The sequence below is a fragment of the Clostridium tertium genome (genome assembly GCF_902652255.1).
Taxonomy (GTDB): Bacteria; Bacillota; Clostridia; order Clostridiales; family Clostridiaceae; genus Clostridium; species Clostridium tertium_A.
The window spans coordinates 1-23,448 of record NZ_CACRTO010000025.1; the positions used below are offsets into that span (position 1 = coordinate 1).

A 23,448-nucleotide genomic window follows, 5' to 3' on the forward strand; every position below is an offset into this window, starting at 1 on the left:
CAACTCTTTCTTCTTCAGTAAACTTTCTTATGAATCTCGTACTCATTTCTTTCCCCCTCAAGTAAGTTATTTTAATTATAATTACACTGAGTGTAATAGTCCAACATTCTGAGGGGGCCTATGAGTTATTCATTATTAATTTTTCATTGTGCGACAGCACCAACCTACATTATGAATTATCTAAACTTCTTTTATAATTTTAGATAGCTTATTTTGAAGTAACCAAACCTTCTTTTGCTTTCTATTATAAGCAACCATTTTTTCTTTATTATTTGTACTAGATTCTAGTAACTTTGTAGTCTTTTCTTCATACATCTTCAATGCTTCATTTAAAGTTTGAAGTTCTTCTTTATTAAACATAAGTACACCTCTTAATTAAAGATAAAATCTTATAATAGTCTTAAGTAGTTAATTTTATCTTTTTAATATTCAAATTTATACTTTATTATTATAGTTTAACAAACTAGACTTTTCAAATTATATTACGCAAGAATCACTAACAATATAAATTCCTGAATGCAAGGATACTGAAAGAAGAAGTTCAAACAAGCTGAATTTCAACTACTATTCAAAACTCCGAAGGAGTTTTTTCCTTTAGTACCCCTAAATTCAAAAAATAAAATTATTCTAGGAGTATATAACATATTGTGCGTGAGCCGACTTGGAGCCTGCGACGGAGGCCGAGCATAATATGTTATATACTCCTGCTCATTTTATTAAATTACGCTTAGTGCTTGTTCAAAGTCTGCAATTATATCATTTATATCTTCTATTCCAATAGATACTCTCATTAAGTCTGGAGTTACTCCACTGGCAATTTGTTCTTCTTCAGATAATTGGCTGTGAGTAGTTGTTGCTGGATGTAGAAGACAGCTTCTTACATCTCCTAAAGTTACTACTAAAGCAACTAAATTTAAAGCTTTAGTGAATTTCTTAGCAGCTTCTAAATCTCCATCTATTCCAAAAGTTAATAATCCACTTGCTCCACCCTTTAGATATTTCTTAGCTCTATCATATTCTGGACTAGATTCTAAGTAAGGATAGTTAACCCATTTTATTTTAGGATGCTTTTCAAGCCACTTTGCAAGCTCTAAAGCATTTTGAGAATGTCTTTCCATTCTTAAATGTAAAGTTTCAAGACCTAAGTTAGTTAAATAAGCATTAAATGGACTTTGGCATGCTCCTAAATCTCTTCCTAGTGTTACTCTTAGCTTAGTTATATATGCTGCATTTCCAAATGTTTCAACATATTTTATTCCATGATAGCTTGGATCTGGCTCAGTAAACTCACTGAATTTTCCATTAGCCCAATCGAAGTTTCCTCCATCGACTACTATTCCGCCTACACTTTGAGCATGTCCATCAGCATACTTTGTAGTTGAGTGAATTACAACATTAACTCCATGTTCAAATGGATTGCAAAGGTAAGGAGTTCCTACTGTGTTATCAACTAAAAATGGTACCTTTAATTCCTTTGCAACTTCTGCAAATTTATCAAAGTCTAATATATTTAGTCCTGGATTTCCTATAGTTTCTCCATAAACTGCCTTAGTATTTTCCTTAGCAAGTGCTAAAATTTCTTCCTTGCTTGCTTCAGGATCTACAAAGCTTACTTCTATCCCCATTTTCTTTAAATTCACTGTGAATAAGTTAACTGTTCCACCATATAAAGTAGACGCTGTTATAATATGATCCCCAACCTTACAGATATTTAAAATTGCATATAATACCGCTGCTTGTCCTGATGATGTAGCTAAAGCTCCAACTCCACCTTGTAATTTGGCAAACTTTTCTTCTAAAGCAGCTACAGTAGGATTAGAAATTCTACTATATAAATGCCCCGCTGCTTCTAAATTAAATAAACTTGCTAGATGATCTGGATCATCATATTTATAAGTTGCTGTTTGAAATATTGGTAATACTCTCGGTTCACCAGCTTTTGGTGAATAACCTCCTTGAATACAAATCGTTCCCTTTTCCCAATTGTTTGACATAATAAAGCCCCCTTTTTAATCTTTCTATTTAAGTTTAAATAGAATTTTCTATATAATAAAAAAAGTTCCTTCTACCATAAGAAGCAACCTTAAATACTCTAATTATTCATTATAATATAATGAAAACCTCATTTACCAAGCTATTTTCATAAGCTTGCAGGATTTAGCACCACACTAATACAACTAAATTATATTTAGTAGGTTGCTAGGTTTCACAGGGCCAGTCCCTCCACCATTCTTAATAAAGTCTTTTTTTATTTATTTATAATCATATTATACACTAGTTTCTTTCAATTACAACTATTTTTTAATAAATTTTATTAATTCTGGAATTTGTAATAATATAATCCATTTTTATATCATGTTCTTCAACTTCTATAAAATCTACTACTTGCAAGTCATAAGCTAAAACAACCTTATTTCTTTTTTCCTTAATATCAGCTAAAAATCTATCATAATATCCACCGCCATAGCCTATCCTATTCCCATGAATATCAAAAACAGCACCAGGAACTATAATTAAATCTATATTTTCCTTGGCAATAAAACTAGAATCATCCTTAGGCTCTAGTATCCCCATAGAGTTTTCTTCTAAATTATCATAGGAATTTAATCTTATAGCTTTCATATCTTTATTACTTTTATAAACCTTAGGTATGTAAACTTCTTTCCCATCTTCTAAAGCTATGTCTATTATAGGTCTAGTATCTATTTCACTTCCAAAGCTTAAATATATAAAGATACTTTTAGCTTTCTTAAATAAATCTAAATTGATTAGATTATTAAATAACTCTCTATCCATACCTTCTTTTATATAATTATCTATAGAATTTCTCTTGTCTAAAATAATATTCCTTAATTTCTTTTTTTCTTCTTTATTCATAATTTCTCTTAGCAATTTACTTATAATACTTATTGCTAATTCTTGCCCCCTTTATATGTTATCGCTTTTCATTTACCAATCAATCTCTCTACATAGATAATACATAAATCACTCTGTGAAAGTTCTGCTAGCCAAAACAAGTTTTGAAGCATCACTTTTAGTATAATATCCAAGTTAGAAATCAAAGATTACGTAGATGATGGCTACTGTGGTTGTAGTCTTTTCTATCTTGTACTATTTATAATTTTTTATTTTATTCCTCTATCCATATTTACTATATCTCTTAGAATTGAAGCTGCAGCATTTATAGTTCCTGACGCCCCTCCAATTATACTAATATTCCCTAAAGTATCAGTAGAATAATTCACACCTTTATTTTTATTGTCCACAAAATATAGTGGATGTTCCTTAGTTATTACTTCTGGTCTTACATATGCATGAATTTCATTATCTTCCTTATAAGCCTTACCAATTAATTTTATCTTATTACCCCTATACTTTTCATCTAAAATGTCTTCTTTCTTAATATTATCTATACCTTCAATATTTATATCCTTTATAGATAAGTTTCCATCCATTAATACATTAGCCAATATTAATGTTTTAGAAGCTGTATCATATCCCTCTACATCTAGCTTATAGTTAGCTTCTGCGATACCTAATGAAATTGCCTTATTTAATGCATCTGTGTATTCAACTTCACTTTCATACATCTCTGATAAAATATAATTGCTAGTCCCATTTAGTATACCTTCAATAGAAAGTATTTCAGATCCAGCTATATCATAATTTCCTACATTTATTGAAGGTAGGGCTCCTCCTGTAGTACATCCAATTCCAAGTGCTAGTCCACCTTTATCTGCTATAGATTTCAATTTCTTATATTCTAATAATATAGGTCCCTTATTTCCTGTAACAACATTTATATTATTTTCTAATGCTAATCTAATATGAGTTAATCCTGGCTCCCCAGTTTCTATATTAGTACTTGTAAGTTCAACTAAAGTATCTACATCTTTATTTTCTATTATTTTATGTATATCTATATTTTCTTTAAAATTAAAATCTGTTAAGTTAGAATCTTTATTCACTAATTCTTTAATATTTATGCCTTCTTTATTATAGATTCCACCATTACTTTTAATTATATATTTTACCTTTATCTCCAAGTTCTTTTTCTTTAAATAATTTTCCTTATCTATTAGAAGCTTAATAAAAGCCTTACTAACTCCTCCAAAGCCAATTATCCCTATATCCATGGTTTTTCCCCCTTAATCCCCTACAAGTAGTTCTAAATCAAATTCACTATGATTTTCATTCTTTTATTACTAGCTTTAATTAACTAAAACACCTTTTAAATAACTTAATTATATCAGAGTTGCCATTGTTCACACAAAGATATAACCTAATATTCTTACTAAATAAGGCAATTATATAAGAAACTTTCTCCTTGTATTTATTTAGCTTAGTAAAATAATCTAAGAATTAATTTTTAGCAACTATTAACTTAAAGTTAATTTTGTATTATAAATGCTATTTGTTATAATTATTGTATAAATAGGGGGTGTAATTTATGACTATAACAGAAGTAAGTAAAATGTTTAATATTTCAGCTGACACCTTAAGATATTATGAAAGAATAGGGTTGATTCCAACCGTTAATAGAACTCCTGGTGGAATTAGAGATTTCACTGAGGAGGATTGTAGATGGGTTGAATATGCTAAATGTATGCGTAATTCTGGAGTTCAAGTTGAAGCCTTAATAGAATATGTCGAGTTATTCCAAAAGGGTGATTCTACTACTGCTGCTAGAAAACAAATTTTAATTAATCAAAGGGATATCCTACTTGAAAAAACTTTAGAAATGCAGAAAACTTTAGAACGTTTAAACTTAAAAATAGAACGCTATGAAGAGACACTATTAAAAGCAGAAAATAATTTAATTAATAATTAAATTGCATATATTAAAATAAAGCTTCCAAATTAATATAACTTAATTACGACTTCCTTTGTATTAAGTTATATATTATTTGAAAGCTTTATTTATTTGAAAGTTTTACATTTAGAAAAAGCTATATATTTTACTTTGAAATATCTTTACTAAATATCCACTGTTTTTCTTTTATATCTCTTCCCTTAATTGTAACATTATTTCCATTAACCTCGATATAAACACCCTTAATAAAACTCCTGTCCCTTATAAATCCATTTTCACTACTTGAGTCAGGAATAATAGTATAGTGAACTGCTCCTGTATTAACTATTGTAAATGGCTTATTTAAAACTACACTATCTTCTGTTAAATCTCTATGAGTATGAGATGAAAACAGAACTACTTCTGGATACTGGGATAATATTTCTTTTAATTCTTCACTTTGCTGAACTCCAACCCATGAACTATTAGGATAATCTAAATGCTGATGTAAAAATACAAATATAGGCTTCCCTTTCTCATATTTTTCAGCTAATTTCTCTTTAAACCACTCTAATTGTTCAGTAGAAATAAATGCAGTTACTGAATTCATAGTTTCTGAATTTCCATCTTCAGATCCTAAAGATATAAAATGATAATTATTTACCCACTTATCATGATAAACTTTTTTCTCTCCAGCAAATTCTAAATACTTATTTATAAAACCTTGAACTTGCTCTTTTGAATTAGTTTCTATCTTATAATCAAAAAATTCATGATTACCTATATTTTTTATAATTGTTTTAGGTAATAAATCCTCATTTTTCTCTAAAGCTTTTTCTACAGACCTATATTCTTCATCCAAGCCTTGGTCTACAACATCACCATTTAATATTAATGCATCCATGACTGGATTTATAGTGTACAAATCATTAATCGTTTCTTGAAAATGATCAATATTCTCATGAACATCTCCAAGTACAGCAAACGAAAGATCTGAATTTGATGTCGCTGTTACTGTTTTAGTATTTTTAGAAATAGGTCTAGGTTTACTTGCCCATATAATTGATAATATTGCTAGAATAAGTACTCCAACTATACTAATTATCTTTATTTTTTTCATCATATATCCTCCATTATTATAATAATATCAATTAAACCCTTCATATTAAATGTTTTTATTGAAAATAATGTAAACTTATTATACTTCATTTATTGGCTAATTATTCTTTTTTATAAAATTTTATTATGAAAAAAGTCGCTAACTCATATATAAGAGTTAGCGACTTTTATATTATTACCGTTCTATATTAGTCAATATCTAAAATATTTTTAATTTCATTTTTGTAAGCATCTGCTTTTGCACCAAAGATAGCTTGAATTCCATTACCTACTTCAACTACTCCTGCTGCACCTAAAGATTTTAACTCATCTTTATTAACATTAGCTTTATCTTTAACTTCTACTCTTAATCTTGTAATACAAGCATCAACACTTACTATATTTTCTTCTCCACCTAGGGCAGCTAATACAGCTGGAGCCTTTTCTTGGATTTCATTTTTAGCACCTTTAGCTGATTCTTTTATATCTGCTTGAGGGATTCCTGCTTTTGCTTGGTAATCTGATTTTGAATAAAGCTTAACTTCTTCTTCACTTTCATCTCTACCAGGAGTCTTTAAGTTAAATTTCTTAATTAAGAATAAGAATAAGAAGTAATAAACTACTGCATAAACTATACCTACAAGGATTAATCTTAACCAGTTAGTTGGAACTCCTGCTCCTGCTGGTAATAAACCAAATAATGTAAAGTCTATTAAACCACCTGAGAATGTCATACCTATAAATACGTTAAGTACATCCATTAACATAAATGATAAACCTGCTAATACACAGTGAACTCCATATAATACTGGTGCAACGAATAAGAATGTAAATTCTAATGGCTCAGTTATACCTGTAAGTAATGCTGTTACTGCTGCTGATGCTAATAATGAACCAACAACTTTCTTCTTAGCTGGAGCTGCTGTGTTATACATAGCTAAAGCCGCTGCTGGAAGACCAAACATCATGAATGGGAACTTACCAGCCATAAATCTTGTTGTTCCTGAAACTATATTTGCCATATCTGCTGATGAAGCTCCAACTAAGCTACTCATGCTTGATAATTGAGCAAAGTAAGCTGTGTTAGCACCTGCAACTGTTTGCCATACGCCATCAACTAATATTTGTCCTTCAACAAATGATCCATACCAGAATGGTGTATAGAACACGTGATGTAATCCAAATGGAATTAATGCTCTTTCGATAACTCCATAGAAGAATGTACCTATAGCACCTGCATTTCTAACTAATTCTGAAAGTACTCCGATACCATTTTGAACTACTGGCCAGATAAATGCTAATAAAGCACCAACTAATGCCATTGCTAATGATGTAACTATTGGAACAAATCTTGATCCAGAGAAGAATCCAATAACTTGTGGTAATTGTATTGTATGATATTTATTGTGTAATATTGCTGTAACTATACCTGTAATAATTCCACCGAATACTGACATATTTAATGTAAATATACCTAAATTAGTAGTAACATAAGTACCATATTCACCAACTGCATCTGGAGTAACTACTCCTAATTGAGTTAATCCTAATGCTAACATTGAAGATATAACTTGGTTCATAACTATGAAACCAAATATTGAAGCTAATCCTGCAGTTCCTTTATCTTTTTTAGCAAGTCCAACTGCAACTCCTACTGCAAATAGTAAAGGTAGATTTCCAAATATAATGTCCCCTATATTTTTCATTATTGTTAATATCGCTGTAACAACTGGAATATTAACAAAAGCAATTAATGGTTGATAAACTGCTGGTGGATTAGATAATCCTGAAATTCCTAGTAAAGCTCCACCAACTCCTAATAATATACCTGCAATTGGTAATGCTGCTATTGGAAGCATTATAGCTTTACCGATTCTTTGTAATTGTTGTAACATTTATAATTCCTCCTTGAATATAGATTTTTATAAATAAATTAAAAATAAATTACTACAGTAGAGTGCTCTTCTCCAGATTTATTATTTACATTTTTCCTTAAAGTTATTATAGAAAAGTCTTAAAAAAATAAAAAAAGGACCAAAACTTATAGATATAGCTATACTATCTATAATATTTTTAGTCCTTGCCTGCTTTACCAGTAACACACTACTTATTTAATTATGTTTTTATACTATCATATTAATTTAAAAGTGTAAAGGTTTTTTAAAAATATTTTTTCTCCATTAAATTTATATTATTTTCTAAATTTTAAATCAAATTAAACTTCATCTGCAAATCGAGTGTTTATCTATATTTTCATTAAGTATTTTGTATCTATTTATTATTTATTTTGTATTTTTAAAACTGTTTTTTGTATAAATTATCAAATTTTACTATGGATTTTTCATAAAAATACATATATAATAAAATAAAAATTCAAGAAAAACTACAAAATTCGAAAGGATTCGATAATAATGGCGTTAATAGGAATACTAATAATCATAGTAGGATTTGCACTTAAATTTAATACAATTGCAGTTGTAATTGTATCTGGTTTAGTAACTGGATTAATTGCTGATATGAGTATTTCTGAAATACTTACAACTTTAGGACAAACATTTGTAGAAAAAAGAGAAATGAGTTTATTTCTTTTAACATTACCTGTAATAGGTTTATGTGAAAGGTATGGCTTGAAAGAAAAAGCAATTATGTTAATAGAAAAAGTAAAAGGTTTATCTACTGGTAAACTTATATCTGGATACTTATTTATTAGAGAAGTAGCTGCTGCTATGGGAGTTAAACTTGGTGGACATCCTCAGTTTGTAAGACCATTAATTAATCCAATGGCTCAAGGTGCAGCCATTGCAAAATGTGGCGAGCTTAAAGATGAAGATGAAGATTTAATCAAAGCAAATTCAGCTGCTGCTGATAACTATGGTAACTTTTTTGGACAAAATGTCTTTTTAGCAAACTCCGGTGTTTTACTTATTGCAGGTACATTAGAAACTCTAGGATATAATGTTGATACATTACAAATTGCTAAAGCTTCAATCCCTGTAGCTATAATAGCTTTTATTTTAGGAGTTATTCAAAACTATTTATTAGATAAAAAACTTGCTAAAAAATATAAAAAATAGGTAGGATGACATATGGATTTTAAGATACTTTCAAATACACTATTAGAAATATTCTACATTATAGTTGGTTTATTCTTTATACTTACTATGATGTTTACTTTAAAAGATAAGAATCATAAAACTAAATATGGTACTGCATTATTCTGGGGAATACTTGGTGTTATATTTATACTAGGAGAATTTATTCCTCCAGTTATCTCTGGTTTACTTATTGTTATAATAGGTGTTTTAGCTGCATTTAACCAAATTAATATTGGTACTATAAAACAATTAGATGCTACTTTTGCAAATTTAAAAGCAAATAAAATTGGGATAAAAATCTTTATTCCTTCATTAATAATTGCTTTAGTTGCATTACTTATTGCTCAATTCACACCAATTTCAGGGGTTGCTGCTGTAGGTATTGCTGCAATAATTGCTCTAATATCTACATTTATGATAACTAAGGCTAAACCTAGTGAATTCGTAGAGGATAGTAATAGAATGTTCCAAGCAGTTGGAGCTACTGCAATACTACCACAATTATTAGCTGCTCTAGGTGCCTTATTCACAGTAGCTGGTGTTGGAGATATTATATCCAATATGATTTCAAGTGTAATTCCAGAAGGTAACATACTAATAGGAATAACAGCTTACTGTATAGGAATGGCTTTATTTACTGCTATTATGGGTAATGCCTTTGCTGCCTTTTCAGTAATAACTGTTGGTATTGGTGTTCCTTTTGTTTTCGCTCAAGGAGCTGATCCAATAATAGCTTCTTCTCTAGCTATGACAGCTGGATTCTGCGGAACTTTATTAACACCAATGGCAGCTAACTTCAATGTATTACCAGTAGCTTTATTAGAAACTAAAGATAAAAATGCAGTTATAAAAGCTCAAGCAATATTTGCAATTACTTTACTTGCAATTCACATACCATTAATGTACTTCTTAGCATTTTAGTACATAAAGGAGGATTACAAATGAAAATATTAATCACAGGATTTGATCCCTTCGGTGGAGAAAATATTAATCCAGCTTTAGAAGCTGTAAAAAAATTACCTGATACTATTTTAGGACAAGAAGTTATAAAAATTGAAATACCAACTGTTTTTAGAAAATCACTAGAAAAGATTGAAGAGAATATAGAAAAACATAATCCAGACGTAGTAATATCAGTAGGCCAAGCTGGTGGTAGATTTGGTGTTACTCCTGAAAGAGTTGCTATAAATATGGATGATGCAAGAATTAAAGACAATGAAGGCAATCAACCAATAGATATTTCTATATATGAAGATGGAGAAGCTGCATATTTCTCTAACTTGCCTATAAAAGCAATGGTTAAGGAGATGACTGACAATGGTATTCCAGCATCAGTTTCTAACAGTGCAGGAACCTTTGTATGTAACCATGTTATGTATGGAATCTTATACTTAGTAGATAAGAAATATCCAAATATAAGAGGTGGATTTATACATGTACCATATATTCCATCTCAAGTAACTACAAAACCTAACATGCCATCAATGTCTATAGATGATATAGCAAAAGGCTTAGAGCTTAGCATAAAAGCAATCATAGAAAATTCATCAGATATAAAAACTGTAGGTGGAACTATTTGCTAATGGCTAAGAAAGCTAATATCTTTGTTTATGGTAGCTTAAGAGAAGGATTTTTCAACTATGATATTTATTTAAAGGGTAAAATTAAGTCTATAAGACCTGCTGAAATAACTGGATTTGATCTATATCATATGCCTTATAAAGGTTATCCAGCAGTATTTCCTGGAAATAATACTGTAGTTGGTGAAGTAGTCGAACTTGAAAATTACGATTCAACTCTAAAAGCTATGGATGAAATGGAAGGTTTCTTAGGTGAAGGAAACCCAAATAATGAATACTCAAGAAAACTTGTAAAAGTTAAATTAACTGATGATGAAAGCTATGAAGATTGTTATTCTTATTTTTATAATAAGGATATAGATCCAAAATTCCAAGAGGAAGCTATTTACATAGAAAATGGCGACTGGAAGGATTACATGCTAAATTCAAAGTAGCATTAAAAATGCGAATATAACGGCAAATATAAATAGAATATGCTTCATAAGCTGAATAGCTGTAAAAAGAAGTTCTAGGCTCGTAAAAACTACTAGGCCAAGAGTTTTGGTAGAACTCGACTACGCTCAGACAAACCAACAACTCTAAGGCTTAGCAGCTTTTACTTCACCAAGAACTTCTAATTTTTCGCTATATGCTTATTTCACATATTATATTTATATTTCCTACTAATTCTATATTTAAAATACTTAAAAAAGAATCTATCACATTAATAATTAAATTTCAGATTTTATTACAATGTGCTACATACAAAAACAATCACTGAAATTCAGCTCCTATGAATCTCATCCTTTAACGTAGTTTCATCTACAAGATTAATTCGAAAATTCTTCTTCATCTACATCTGTTTCTATATATCTTTCTCTTTCTTTTTCTCTATCATACTTTTTCAGAGCATATAGTACTCCATCTTCTACAGCTGTTCTTATTATATAGAATAATATAACAAAGAAAATTATACTTCCTATGATTCCCAAACTTCCTAACATCTTAGTTCGCCCCTTATAATGTTTCTATAAATTTATTGCATTCTTTTCTCTTTTTAAATATGTATATCTCTTTATCTTTTTGTTCTTTAATAATCTTATAAAATTTCTCTCTATGTTCTTTATTGAAATTCCATATCCATTTAATAAATTCTAAATCAATTCTTTCTGGGCATCCCTCTGCCATATCTGGACGAACCTTCCCATAGCTAGATAAAACTCTTTTTATTACTCCAAATAAAGAAGTTCTTCTTGGATAATCTAGATATATTATAGTGTCACTTCTTTTAATTCTCTCTTCTAAGGTTCTATCATAATTTCCATCTATAATCCACTTATCCTTTTCTAATTCTTTCATAAGTAAGATATTAAATTCTTCCCTAGGTATGTTAATCCAGCCCTCTTTCCAAAATAACTTATCTAGATGAACTACTGGTAAATTAGTTTTTTCAGATAAAATCCTTGATAATGTAGATTTACCACTTCCTCCACATCCTATAATTATAACTCTTTCCATACTTAAGTCTCCTTTGTATTTGTAAATACTATCTAGATACCTTAGTTATTCATTTCAGTGTCATATTTACATAAGTATTTATTTATAAGAGTTTGAGATATTATTTCCAGCATTTGAGACACTATTCCCATTATTGCCAAAGTATATTCCCCTTCTTATAGGTGAAAGTAAAAATCCAGCTACAATTCCACCTAAAAAGCATGATAACACTAATAACTTCTTTTCCTTTTCATTCATAAATTTCACATCCCTTATAATACTATAAAACAATTATATCATATTAATATACATTATTATCCATATTAATATTCATAGTTTCTACTTAATAATAAGAATTAAATAAGTCTACATATTCCAAATAAAATCTACATTTATTAAATTAACTATTATATTATTTATAATATCTATAATAATAAAACGGTTTTTCACTAACTTCTCCACTATTAAGTATCATTCTAGAATCTAACTTTTTAAATCCTATTCCTTCCACAACCTTCTGTGACGGATAGTTATCTACTTCAACAATAGCCATAACAAATGGAAGATTAAAATATTTAATTCCCCAGTGCAATATAGCTTCAGCTGCTTGCTTTATATAACCTTTACCAGTATATTTCTCAGAAATGAAATAAGCTATTTCAGTTTCATTATTTACCTCTTCTTTAGTCTGTAAGGCAACAATCCCCCTTAAAGTGTTAATAAAAAAATGCCTTTTAAAGATATTAACTAAGTATGTAAGTTTAAATCTTTAAGGCATTCTTTCAATTTTATATTATCATTTAATATTTAATCTTATGCTTTTTATTCTTCGGTTATTGTTTGTTCTTCCACTACTGGTTCTTCTTCTTTTTCATTGCAACATTTGCAAAGACACTTTAACTCACCATCTTTAACTTTTTGTGATATTACTACCGCTGCAGCTGCTCCACCTATAACTAAAGCTAGACCTAGTAAAACCTTTCCACTCTTCTTCATATTAATCCCCCTTATTTTTATAAAACTCTTTATACCATCTTTTATATGCTAATTATAACATAATTGCATACAGTTTTATCTATATAAATTTCTTAATAATAAAAAAAAGCATATAAAAGATCCATTTTCTCTTATATGCTAAATTCTAATTATTTTATACTTATTTCTATGATATCTTCTAATATCATTTCTCCATTAATTATATAGGCAACCTCTATTCTATGTAAGCCTTCTACTATTTATATAGTATTATATAAAGTATTTTTATGTAGATAGATGATTATAAACTTAAAATATATTCTTCTCCATCATAAGTATTTTCTCCCATATTGCACTCATAAGGAATATACCTATTAAAGTTAAATCCTAGATTCTTCATTACCTTCCTTGAAGATAAATTTTCCTTTACACATCTTCCCATTACCTTATTTATTCCTAATTCATTTTTAGCAAATTTAATAACATCTTTCATAGCTTCTGTGACATATCCTTTTCCCCAAGCATTCTTAGAAAGATTGTATGCAACTTCATACTCTCCATACTCTTCATTAAAATATATCAAGCATGTCCCTAATAACTTCCCCTCTTCCTTAGATATAATTGCCCATCTATACCATGTATCAGAGTCTATTTTACTAACCTCATCTTCCACCCATTGGATAGTTTTATTAATGTCGTTGTGACTTTTCCAAAACATATATTTTGATACTTCAGGATCACTTTCCCATCCATAGAATACATCAGTAGCATCCTCCGTATAAAAATGTCTTAATAATAGTCTTTCTGTAATTAACACTGGTGTTTTCATTTTAATCTCTCCCATTCTTCAATTAATTTTCGCATAAATTACTACATTTATATGATAATAATTATTTATTTTATTATTAAAAAAACTCATATAATAAAGCAGAGTACCTTTCACTCTGTAAATCAAACCTTATCTGCTTATTCAGATATTATTAGCTATATAGTTTAAAATCTTTTTAAAGCTAAAATATACATAGCTACATTTACCTTTCATTCTATTAGGAACTAGTTCATCCTTATATTCATTTCAAATGGACTTTCATTCACTAATCATCTCAGGTATAACTTCTTCCATTAACATATTTTTACCACCTACAAATTGTGACAATTTATTCTATATATTAGTCTACCAAATGAAAGTTTTTTTTACAATGTATGGTAACGAATACAAAAAAAAGATTTAAATATCTGTTATACAGATACTTAAATCTTTCATATTTCCTTAAATTTTTAATATAATTCATCTTATTTATTACAAACTATTCTATTACTTTTTAAAAGTTATCCAAAACTCACAAAGTCATCCATCATCATTTTCTTATCTTTATAAATTGTAAGGTAATAAAAACAATAACTCCTAGTTGTCCTTGCTCAATCCTATCTTATTACTATAGAAGATATCCTATTGCTATTAATAAATAACTGTATGGTATTTTCCTTTTCACATTTAAGTAAATTATTCCACTTAAAATAGAAAAAATCATACATGAAACCCCATTCCACACTTCTATACCTTTTCCCCTGGATACAAAGTGGAAGGCTCCCCATGTTAATGCTAGAATTATTCCTCCAAATGGAACTTCACTTTTTCTTTTTAACAATACTTCAATCGCTTTCTGTCCATACATTATAATAAGTAGAACTAATCCAATTTCAAAGAAATAATATATATACTGAGCTGAAAATCGGAATATTCCTTTTTCCTCAAATTCTCCAATTACTTTTAAAGTTCCATAATCTATAAATGTGATTACTTTACATAAAGCTAATGCTATGAAAACAATCATCCAGTTTCTTTTATATATTTTCTCATAGCTTTTCTTTGGAAAATTATACTTCTTATAAGAAAAGAATAGAATAATTATAATTGCTACTGCCCATAACCCTGATGTCAAAAGTGAATGAATTCCCATTTGAGTCTCAGTATAATTGTTAATTGAAACATTTAGTATCATTTTTTCTATCACAAATATTGAAAATAGCTCGAGCATAAAAAATAAAAATGTAACCAAAGATAATATTAAGTAATTTGTCCACGTTTCCCCTTTTGACATATCCACTCGCCCCTTTGAAATTTTTGGTAATTATATATTTTAGTCTATCACATTGTATTATTATTCACAATCATATAGAAAGTTAATTTTCTATCCATTTTACCTTTTGGGAAGTGACTTTCACCCATTCAAAAGCTATTTTATTTGATGTAGCTCCTTTACCATCTAGAAAAACTTATTTTAGAATCTCATTCTTTGTTTTTATTTTATCTAATATCAAGCTACATATAATTCCACAAACAAACCCTGATAAGTGGGCTATTATTGTTACAATTCCACTTAAATTAGGCAAAATTAGATACGCAATTAATAAAATAATTTCAATAATTTTAAAATCCCTTAAAATATATTCTCCTCTTTTTATCATTAAAACTATATAACTTCCAATCAATCCATAAATGGCTCCACTTGCTCCAACTGCTCCATTTGTAACAAACATTGTAAAACAGGAAGATATTAAACCACAAATCATAAATATAGAGATAAAAGAAATTTTATTTATTCGCTTCTCCATATGTCTTCCAATAATATAAATAGCAATAGAATTAGTAATAAGATGAACTACCCCAGAATGTAGAAAAATTACTGTAATAAGCCTCCACCATTCTCCGTTTATATTTTTAACATTAACTAACCTTCCATACTCCGTTAACCATCCCCATTGATTTCCATTAATCAAATGATTAGGTGTAAAGATATCAGTATTTGGCTGTACCAATATAAAAAAGTCAAATATGAATACAATAAAAAATGATATTATAAGTAAATATGTTAAATGATTTTTTTGCTTCTTAATTTTTAATCCCCACTTTCTAATATAACTTCTATTATTAATATTCTCTTATAATACAGATATTTCCTTTATATAATAAAAAACTTCACTGCCTATATGATATAATCAAAATATCAATATATTACGGAGATGATTTCATGGAAAATAAAATAGAAGAATTAAGTAAAATTATAAAAGAAAGTACCAACATAGTATTCTTTGGTGGTGCAGGAGTTAGCACCGAAAGTGGAATTCCTGACTTTAGAAGTTCTAATGGTTTATTTAACGAGAAGCTTAATATAACTTTTACTCCAGAGCAATTAGTTTCTCATAGCTTTTATATTAGATATCCTGAAGAATTTTTTAACTTTTATAAAGCTAAACTTATATATCCTGAAGCTAAACCTAACAAAGCTCATATTGCTTTGGCTAAACTTGAAGAAATGGGTAAGCTTAAGGCTGTTATAACTCAAAATATAGATGGGCTTCATCAATCCGCTGGTTCTAAAAATGTATTTGAACTTCATGGATCAGTTTTAAGAAATTATTGTGTTAGCTGTAATGCCTTTTATGATGAAAAGTTTATCTTAGAGTCTAAGGGAGTACCTACTTGTACTAAATGTGGAGGAAGAGTTAAACCTGATGTGGTTCTTTATGAGGAAGGTTTAGATGATGCTACTATTATGGGTGCTGTTCTAGCAATTTCTAAAGCTGATACTTTAATAATTGGAGGAACTTCTTTAGTAGTTTATCCTGCTGCAGGACTTATTGATTATTTTAGAGGGAAAAATATTATCCTAATAAATAAGACTTCAACTTCTGCTGATAATAAGGCTAATTTAGTAATTAATGATTCTATAGGAAAAGTCTTAGGAGAGGCTGTAGAAAACTTATAAAAAAATGCTGTCACTAACATATTTACTGTGGCAGCATTTTCATCTTACATAGTTATTTACTTATTCTAATTTCTTCTTACTCAAATCTTTTTATTTAAGCCTTTTATCTATTCTATTTCGTATTTCTTCCATACGCTTGTCCAATGATGCACTAATTTCAGAGCACTCAAGCAATTCTTTTCCTATTATCTCAGCTTCTTCTGGATTAATATTTTTCTTATATCTTAATTTATGTTCTAGGCTTGCCCAAAAATCCATAGCTATTGTTCTTAGCTGCACTTCTACCTTCATTCTTCTCTTTTCATTTTTTAAGAAGATAGGTACCTCAATAATTAAATGCAAACTTCTATATCCGCTTTTTTTAGGATTTTTAATATAATCCTTCTTTTCAATTAATTTAATATCATCTTGATTTAATAAACAATCTGCCAACATATAAATATCTTCTGGGAATGAGCAAATTACTCTTACCCCAGCAACATCATTTATATTTTTTTCTATTGATTCTAACGAAATAGGAAACCCTTTTCTTTTAAGCTTTCTTATAATACCATCAGTAGATTTCAATCTCACTTTTATACTTTCTATTGGATTTCTATCATACTGTAATGAAAGTTCTGCATCTAATACATTAAACTTTGTCTCAACTTCCATAATTGCACAACGATAATAGGTCATTAACTCATTAACAGGCATCATATTTCTTTGCATAGCTTCTAAGAAATCTTCATTTATTATTTTTTCTCTAAAAAATTCTTTATCAACACTTTTTAACATATATAATCATCCTTTACCTTATGTTAATCTATTTTCATATTAACATTATCTAAGTATAAAAACATTAATCGTAACCATTTTATAATAATTTCTTAAGAGGCTGTCGCAGAAACAGCATAAATTAAGAATTAAAAATTATTGATATAATTCTTACAGGATTACTAAAATAAATATCTTTTCAAAACTCCTCCGGGAGTTTTTTCATTAATTTTTCATTATTCATTCCTAATTTTTCATTGTGCGACAGCTCCATATTTAGTCACTTTAATTTGAATAAAGCTATCATCATAATGAATAAACAATAATTCAGCAATAACTAAGCATTATTAGTGGAAGTGAATTAATCATACTTATAACTTTATACTACGTTATAAAAATGTCATTAATGTGTCAATTTTAAACTCCTCTGCTAAAAGTAATAACCATTATAATAATTAAGATATGATATAATAATTTTATAATAAATGCATTTTCCATTTTTGTTGCTTAACTTACAAATATGGAATTCCAATTATATAAAATTTTATTCTATGGAGGCACAAATGAAAACAGGAAAACTAAATAAAATTACTGATGTTAAAGGAATAAAAGTAGGCCATAAAACAATCGATAGTGGAGATGTTCATACAGGCATAACTGTTATTATTCCAAGTGAAAAGAATATATTTCAAAATAAATATGTGGCATCATCCTACGTTATTAATGGTTTTGGTAAAACTAGTGGACTCGTTCAAATTGATGAACTTGGAACATTAGAAAGTATTATAGGCCTTACTAATACATTGAGCGTTGGTACTGTACAACAAGCCATTGTAAAACATATGCTAAAAGGTAATCCTGATATCGGTAGAGAAACAGGTACAATTAATGCTGTTGTTGGAGAATGTAATGATGGTTATATAAATGATATTAGAGCTTGTGCTATTAAGGAAGAAGATGTTTATGAAGCTATTGAAAATGCAGTTGTAGATTTTGAACTTGGAAGCATTGGCGCAGGTAGAGGAATGTCTTGTTTCCAAATGAAAGGTGGCATTGGATCTGCTTCTCGTATTATTGAGTTAGATGGGCAAGAATACACTGTAGGGCTTCTTATACTAAGTAACTTTGGTTTAAAGAAAGATTTTATTTTTGATAAGATTAGCTTTTCTGACCTTGATGATGAATCTTTAGAAAAAGGAAGCATTATGATGATACTAGCTACTGATATTCCATTATCATCACGTCAGTTAAAAAGAGTTTGCAAGAGAATGAGTGCTTCTTTAGCTAGGCTAGGTTCTTATTTAGGTAATGGAAGTGGAGATATTGTAATTGGATTCTCAACTGCAAATGTAATTCCTCATTATGAGACTACAGATATAATTAATATTAAAGAAATTCATGAAAATAAGATGGATTTAGTATTTAGAGCCTCAATTGAAGCTTGTGAAGATGCTATTATGAGCTCTTTATGGAATAATGAAACTGTTGTTGGTAGAGATGGAAATACTAGATATTCTTTAATGGATACCTTAAAAGAAATTAAATAGACTTTTTAGGAGCTATCGCACAAACAGCATAAATTAAGAATTAAAAATTATTGATTTAATTCTTACAAGATTACTAAAATCAATATTTTTTCAAAACTCCCTCGGGAGTTTTTCATTAATTTTTCATTATTTATTCCTAATTTTTCATTGTGCGATAGCACATTTTTTAATCCAACTTACTAATTACTTTTTAAATGCAAAAAACTTTAATAATATAAAGGTTACTGGAATTCCTATTATTGCTGCTAAGGAGTATGCTATTAACTTATGTAAATCTAAAATATTCAGTGCTATTACTACAACTATATTTTGAATTATAAAATTAGGTATATATGAAACACCAAACTTAATAAACTTTACAAATGATAGTTTTTCTTTAAAAGTTATACGGCTATTTAAAAGATATGAGATTATAAGCCCAGAAATATATCCAAGGATAAAAGCTAAATTTTCATTAAGTAAATTTGAGTATATATAAGAAAAAACAACTCCATTAATTGTGTTTATTCCACCTATTGCAATGAAAAATATAAATTCTTTATTTAAAAATAATCTCTTTATTTTGTACATAAAGTTCATTTCTCTTTTTACCTTTATTATTTAATAATTTATCTTTAATTATATATCTAGGTCTAGCCTTAGTTTCATTGTATATCTTTCCTATATATTCACCTATTACACCTAAAGAAAGTAATTGAATTCCCCCTATCATCCAAATAGAAATTACTATGGATGTCCAGCCTATCTCAGTTTTTCCTAGAAATTTCACTATTACTGAGTATATTAATGCAATTAAGCTTATAAAAAATATAGAAAATCCTAAAACTGAAATTATTCTTATTGGCTTAACGCTAAAGGAAGTTATACCATCTATTGCAAAGGCGATCATTTTCTTTAGTGGATACTTGGACTCTCCTGCAAAACGCTCATGTCTTTCATATTCAACAACTGAGTACTTATATCCAATTAGGGGTACTATACCTCTTAAAAATAAATTTACTTCTTTAAATTCACTTAATGCTTCTAAGGCTCTTTTACTCATAAGCCTATAGTCAGCATGATTGTAAACAATATTTACTCCTAACTTATTCATAACCTTATAGAATCCTAGAGCTGTTGTCCTCTTAAAAAATGTATCTGCTTTTCTTGAATTTCTAACTCCGTATACTATATCATTACCTAGATAATATTCTTCAACAAACTTTTCAATAACATCTATATCATCTTGCAAGTCAGCATCTAACGAAATAACCATATCTGCATTTTCTTTAGCAACCATTAGTCCTGCAAGCAGGGCATTTTGATGACCCCTATTTTTTGATAAATTTACTCCTGAAAATATATTATTACTCCTATACAACTCTTCTATTATGCTCCATGTTTTATCTTTAGAGCCATCATTAACAAATAGTATCTTACTTTGACTTGATACTTTTCCACCATTAATCATTTTATTTACTTTTTCTAAAAGTCTCTTACTTGTCTCCCTTAAAACCTCTTCCTCATTGTAACAAGGGATAACCAAATACAATACTTCTCTCATATCCATATCTCCTTATTTTTATATAGCTAGTCCACTATTTATAATTAAACATATTTAATGAATTGTAGTATTTTCAAATTCTTCACTTATGCTATATTTATTTAATAAAACTCTAATTCCCTCTATTGCTAAAATAATAAATACCCATGCAATTATTAAAGAATATCTTGCTTGAGACTCTGTTATTAAGCACATCACTCCATAGCCACATAATATTAAATATATTAAATTTATTTCACTATCACTATTATTCTTTCTTCTATTTATTAATCCTAAAAATACAAGAATTAAGGTGCCTATATAAAATATCTCCAGAACTTTTAGCTTTACATCTATTATTATTTCCTCTTCTGGAACATATAGCTTTGACCAATAACTCCCCCCAAAATCCCCTTCATTCCATTGACCAACAAATTTAACCAAATAAAACACTGCTAATTTTAAAGGAGGAGTTGTAGTTAATCTTTCTATTATAATTTTCTTACTTTCTTCTTTTATTAATTCATAATCGTAGTTATTATTATTAACTATAGAAGCATCCTCTTCATTCCATCTTCCCCAGCTTTCTAAATTACTTCCTTTTAAAATACTAGTAATCTTAGGTTCACTACCTTTCCATAAAGGAAATTCTGTTACTCCAAGGCTTTGCAGAGAAAAACTTACAGTAATTAAAACTAAAAAGTATGGTATTAAATATAAAGCTAATTTTTTTATTTTTTCTAGTAGCTTGTCCTTGGTGTAGATAATAATATACATAGCAAAAGCTATTAACATAATAGTAGCAACCATCCTAAATAAATTTCCAACTGATAGCATTATTCCTGATAAAATTAGATAATATTTATTAACTTTCTTCTTTACTGCCATTATAAAAATATAAGTACTTAATAAATAAAATGGAATTGCAATATTTTCTGTACAAAAAACTCCTACATATGTCACCAGTGGTGGAAATATCACCGCAATACTTGCTGCATACAAACCTAGTTTTTTAGATTTAAATATTTCTTTTGCTAAAAGATATATTAAATATATAGTTAAAACTCCAAAAAGTAAGTTAAATATCTTCATTGCTATTAAATTATTTATTGGAAATACCTTTATCATAAAGGACATATATAGAGTCATAATAGTTAAATGTGGAAATCTTGCAATATATCCATTTCCCCAAAAGGCTCCAACATCCCCTTCCAATAATAATTCTGCAACTTCATAAATAACTCTAAAATCTGAAGTTGGAGAACTATTAATATTTAATAGCCACAATCCTCTTAAGATAAATCCTAAAAATAAAATAATTAATAATTTCCACCTATTGCTTATTTTTTTATTTTTAATAGCAAAAAAACATAAAAAAATAATAGCTACTCCTATTATTATTGGTGCTATATCCATAATTTCTAGCTTACCTAAATAATAACTACAAGATACTATCACCATTGCCATTAGAATTATCAGTATATTTATATAAAAGTTAGTAAATAACTTTTCAAATCTTTTCATCAATATAATACCACCTATCCCACTTCATATTATTTTTATGATATATTTCATTTTATAACTATATTATATATTTTTACCGAACGACATTATTCTATATATTCCAGCTAAAATTAGAGAACTCTTTATCCAAAATATATTAAGTCATTCTTATATATCATATAAGTATTTTCTTTTTATTAAATATTATCTACTTGTTCTAATTTCAATATTAAGATAAATATATTAAGTATAACAAAAGGAGTTATTAAGGACTTATTAAGGAGTTATTAAGAATTTATAAATAAAATATCCAATACTAATTTAATAACTCTAATATACTTGATATAAGCTCTATATTTCGCCCCTAGTAAATTCAACTTAGCTAAGTATCTTAATTATTAAAGGTATAAAGGCTTAAAAGGTTCCCATATTGTAATAAAAAAAACTAGGACTATAACACAAACAATGAAAAATTATTGTTTGTGCGACAGTCCTAACTCCTTTTTATTACAATATTAATTTTTTGAATATTTTTAAGTTATTATAACTTCTTTAGCTACCCTCGTTGCTTCATTTTAAAATATTTTTAACTCTATAACTAGAAGTGCATCTTAAAAACCAATATTACCTAAAGCACAAGTGGATATATCATATTATAAACTACACTACCTTAGTTCCATGAATCTCTTTAGCACCAGTATATTCTAATAAATAATCTCTATTTTCTTTATTTACACCTTTTCCTGGCATAACTATTATTCTATCATTTGCATATCCAATTAATTCTTTTAGAACATCCTTACCTGCCATAGCATCTTCTGTTCCGCCCTTAGTTAATATTCTATCTACTCCTAAGTCTACTAATTCATCGATAGCCTTCTTTTTATCTTCTATTTCATCAAATGCCATATGGAAGGTAATCTTCATAGGTTTTGCTTCTTCTACTAATCTTTTAGTTAATTCTAAATCTATTTCATTTCCTTTTAAAGCTCCTATTACAACTCCATAAGCTCCTAAATCCTTACACATTCTTATATCTTCAATCATAATATCAGCTTCATCTTTTGAAAATTCAAAGTTTCCTCCTCTAGGTCTTATAATAACCATAGCTGGAATCTTAATAGTATCAATCACTTTTTTTATATTTCCATAACTAGGAGTTGTTCCTCCTTCTATAAGATTATCGCAAAATTCAATTCTATCTGCTCCTAAAACCTCAGCTTCCGCAGCCTCACTATAATTTCCTACACATTTCTCTAATAATTTCATAATATCCTCCTTAGTTAATAACCATTAAAACCTTATATATACATTTACTATTATATAAATAATAC

At 28.3% G+C, this 23,448-nt stretch carries 25 protein-coding genes and 1 riboswitch; of the genes, 7 read left to right on the forward strand and 18 right to left on the reverse strand.

The features are described 5' to 3' along the window. Nucleotides 1–180: 180 nt before the first annotated feature. From GPX08_RS11385 to GPX08_RS11400, 4 genes are all read right to left on the reverse strand, one after another. Complete coding sequence (locus GPX08_RS11385; RefSeq protein WP_156626938.1) at nucleotides 181–360, reverse strand: hypothetical protein; 180 nt, start codon at nucleotides 358–360, stop codon at nucleotides 181–183. Between the two features lie 356 nt (nucleotides 361–716). Then, the gene (locus GPX08_RS11390; protein WP_156626939.1) at nucleotides 717–1,994 is read right to left on the reverse strand and encodes a bifunctional O-acetylhomoserine aminocarboxypropyltransferase/cysteine synthase; all 1,278 of its coding nucleotides are present in this window, start codon (nucleotides 1,992–1,994) and stop codon (nucleotides 717–719) included. 125 nt (nucleotides 1,995–2,119) lie between these two features. After that, nucleotides 2,120–2,242, reverse strand: a riboswitch (SAM riboswitch). Nucleotides 2,243–2,301: 59 nt separating this feature from the next. Next, a complete protein-coding gene (locus GPX08_RS11395; RefSeq protein WP_156626940.1) occupies nucleotides 2,302–2,877 on the reverse strand; it encodes a 5-formyltetrahydrofolate cyclo-ligase in 576 nt (191 codons plus the stop codon). Nucleotides 2,878–3,125: 248 nt separating this feature from the next. Beyond that, a complete protein-coding gene (locus GPX08_RS11400; RefSeq protein ID WP_156626941.1) occupies nucleotides 3,126–4,136 on the reverse strand; it encodes a homoserine dehydrogenase in 1,011 nt (336 codons plus the stop codon). Nucleotides 4,137–4,450: 314 nt separating this feature from the next. Between GPX08_RS11400 and GPX08_RS11405 the strand changes: the two genes are divergently transcribed. Then, nucleotides 4,451–4,831, forward strand: a complete 381-nt coding sequence (locus GPX08_RS11405; RefSeq protein WP_156626942.1) for a MerR family DNA-binding transcriptional regulator — start codon at nucleotides 4,451–4,453, stop codon at nucleotides 4,829–4,831. A 127-nt stretch (nucleotides 4,832–4,958) separates the two neighbouring features. On the opposite strand, the gene GPX08_RS11410 is transcribed toward GPX08_RS11405, so the two are convergent. Further along, nucleotides 4,959–5,912: a metallophosphoesterase gene (locus GPX08_RS11410; protein WP_156626969.1), complete on the reverse strand. Its 954-nt coding sequence runs from the start codon at nucleotides 5,910–5,912 to the stop codon at nucleotides 4,959–4,961. Between the two features lie 187 nt (nucleotides 5,913–6,099). Then, nucleotides 6,100–7,785, reverse strand: a complete 1,686-nt coding sequence (locus tag GPX08_RS11415) for a PTS glucose transporter subunit IIB (protein ID WP_156626943.1) — start codon at nucleotides 7,783–7,785, stop codon at nucleotides 6,100–6,102. Nucleotides 7,786–8,301: 516 nt separating this feature from the next. On the opposite strand from GPX08_RS11415, the gene GPX08_RS11420 reads away from it, so the two are divergent. From GPX08_RS11420 to GPX08_RS11435, 4 genes are read left to right on the forward strand one after another with little or no spacing between them, the layout of a single operon-like run. Next, nucleotides 8,302–8,964, forward strand: coding sequence for a DUF969 family protein (locus GPX08_RS11420; protein ID WP_156626944.1), 663 nt, complete (start codon nucleotides 8,302–8,304; stop codon nucleotides 8,962–8,964). A 12-nt stretch (nucleotides 8,965–8,976) separates the two neighbouring features. Further along, entirely contained in the window at nucleotides 8,977–9,906 is a 930-nt protein-coding gene (locus GPX08_RS11425; protein WP_156626945.1) for a DUF979 family protein, read from the forward strand. Between the two features lie 20 nt (nucleotides 9,907–9,926). Continuing rightward, on the forward strand, nucleotides 9,927–10,568 hold the full coding sequence (pcp, locus tag GPX08_RS11430) for a pyroglutamyl-peptidase I (protein WP_156626946.1): 642 nt from the start codon (nucleotides 9,927–9,929) through the stop codon (nucleotides 10,566–10,568). Continuing rightward, nucleotides 10,568–10,999: a gamma-glutamylcyclotransferase gene (locus GPX08_RS11435; protein WP_156626947.1), complete on the forward strand. Its 432-nt coding sequence runs from the start codon at nucleotides 10,568–10,570 to the stop codon at nucleotides 10,997–10,999. The genes pcp and GPX08_RS11435 overlap by 1 nt, the downstream gene beginning before the upstream one ends. 375 nt (nucleotides 11,000–11,374) lie before the next feature. On the opposite strand, the gene GPX08_RS11440 is transcribed toward GPX08_RS11435, so the two are convergent. The 7 genes from GPX08_RS11440 to GPX08_RS11470 all read right to left on the reverse strand — a co-directional run bounded on the left by GPX08_RS11440 (nucleotide 11,375) and on the right by GPX08_RS11470 (nucleotide 15,953). Further along, nucleotides 11,375–11,548, reverse strand: a complete 174-nt coding sequence (locus GPX08_RS11440; RefSeq protein WP_156626948.1) for a hypothetical protein — start codon at nucleotides 11,546–11,548, stop codon at nucleotides 11,375–11,377. Between the two features lie 13 nt (nucleotides 11,549–11,561). Next, on the reverse strand, nucleotides 11,562–12,062 hold the full coding sequence (locus tag GPX08_RS11445) for a DNA topology modulation protein (protein ID WP_156626949.1): 501 nt from the start codon (nucleotides 12,060–12,062) through the stop codon (nucleotides 11,562–11,564). Between the two features lie 391 nt (nucleotides 12,063–12,453). Next, nucleotides 12,454–12,783: a GNAT family N-acetyltransferase gene (locus GPX08_RS11450; protein WP_156626950.1), complete on the reverse strand. Its 330-nt coding sequence runs from the start codon at nucleotides 12,781–12,783 to the stop codon at nucleotides 12,454–12,456. 80 nt (nucleotides 12,784–12,863) lie between these two features. Then, nucleotides 12,864–13,037, reverse strand: a complete 174-nt coding sequence (locus GPX08_RS11455; RefSeq protein ID WP_156626951.1) for a hypothetical protein — start codon at nucleotides 13,035–13,037, stop codon at nucleotides 12,864–12,866. A 280-nt stretch (nucleotides 13,038–13,317) separates the two neighbouring features. After that, complete coding sequence (locus GPX08_RS11460; protein WP_156626952.1) at nucleotides 13,318–13,845, reverse strand: GNAT family N-acetyltransferase; 528 nt, start codon at nucleotides 13,843–13,845, stop codon at nucleotides 13,318–13,320. 607 nt (nucleotides 13,846–14,452) lie between these two features. Beyond that, nucleotides 14,453–15,118 carry a hypothetical protein gene (locus tag GPX08_RS11465; RefSeq protein WP_156626953.1) on the reverse strand — a complete coding sequence of 222 codons (666 nt, stop codon included), beginning with the start codon at nucleotides 15,116–15,118 and terminating at the stop codon, nucleotides 14,453–14,455. Nucleotides 15,119–15,293: 175 nt separating this feature from the next. After that, the gene (locus GPX08_RS11470) at nucleotides 15,294–15,953 is read right to left on the reverse strand and encodes a rhomboid family intramembrane serine protease (protein ID WP_156626954.1); all 660 of its coding nucleotides are present in this window, start codon (nucleotides 15,951–15,953) and stop codon (nucleotides 15,294–15,296) included. Between the two features lie 95 nt (nucleotides 15,954–16,048). Between GPX08_RS11470 and GPX08_RS11475 the strand changes: the two genes are divergently transcribed. Next, nucleotides 16,049–16,786, forward strand: coding sequence for an NAD-dependent protein deacylase (locus tag GPX08_RS11475; protein WP_156626955.1), 738 nt, complete (start codon nucleotides 16,049–16,051; stop codon nucleotides 16,784–16,786). A 90-nt stretch (nucleotides 16,787–16,876) separates the two neighbouring features. Here the strand turns inward: GPX08_RS11475 and GPX08_RS11480 are convergent, their stop codons facing one another. Further along, the gene (locus GPX08_RS11480; RefSeq protein ID WP_156626956.1) at nucleotides 16,877–17,563 is read right to left on the reverse strand and encodes a GTP pyrophosphokinase family protein; all 687 of its coding nucleotides are present in this window, start codon (nucleotides 17,561–17,563) and stop codon (nucleotides 16,877–16,879) included. 542 nt (nucleotides 17,564–18,105) lie between these two features. On the opposite strand from GPX08_RS11480, the gene GPX08_RS11485 reads away from it, so the two are divergent. After that, nucleotides 18,106–19,089 (forward strand): S58 family peptidase, encoded by a 984-nt coding sequence (locus GPX08_RS11485; RefSeq protein WP_156626957.1) that lies wholly within the window; start codon nucleotides 18,106–18,108, stop codon nucleotides 19,087–19,089. A 183-nt stretch (nucleotides 19,090–19,272) separates the two neighbouring features. On the opposite strand, the gene GPX08_RS11490 is transcribed toward GPX08_RS11485, so the two are convergent. From GPX08_RS11490 to GPX08_RS11505, 4 genes are all read right to left on the reverse strand, one after another. Then, on the reverse strand, nucleotides 19,273–19,668 hold the full coding sequence (locus GPX08_RS11490; RefSeq protein ID WP_156626958.1) for a GtrA family protein: 396 nt from the start codon (nucleotides 19,666–19,668) through the stop codon (nucleotides 19,273–19,275). Beyond that, the gene (locus tag GPX08_RS11495) at nucleotides 19,628–20,632 is read right to left on the reverse strand and encodes a glycosyltransferase (protein WP_156626959.1); all 1,005 of its coding nucleotides are present in this window, start codon (nucleotides 20,630–20,632) and stop codon (nucleotides 19,628–19,630) included. The genes GPX08_RS11490 and GPX08_RS11495 overlap by 41 nt, the downstream gene beginning before the upstream one ends. A gap of 54 nt (nucleotides 20,633–20,686) precedes the next feature. After that, nucleotides 20,687–22,138, reverse strand: a complete 1,452-nt coding sequence (locus GPX08_RS11500; RefSeq protein WP_156626960.1) for a phospholipid carrier-dependent glycosyltransferase — start codon at nucleotides 22,136–22,138, stop codon at nucleotides 20,687–20,689. 636 nt (nucleotides 22,139–22,774) lie between these two features. Next, entirely contained in the window at nucleotides 22,775–23,383 is a 609-nt protein-coding gene (locus GPX08_RS11505) for a copper homeostasis protein CutC (protein WP_156626961.1), read from the reverse strand. Nucleotides 23,384–23,448 lie beyond the last annotated feature (65 nt).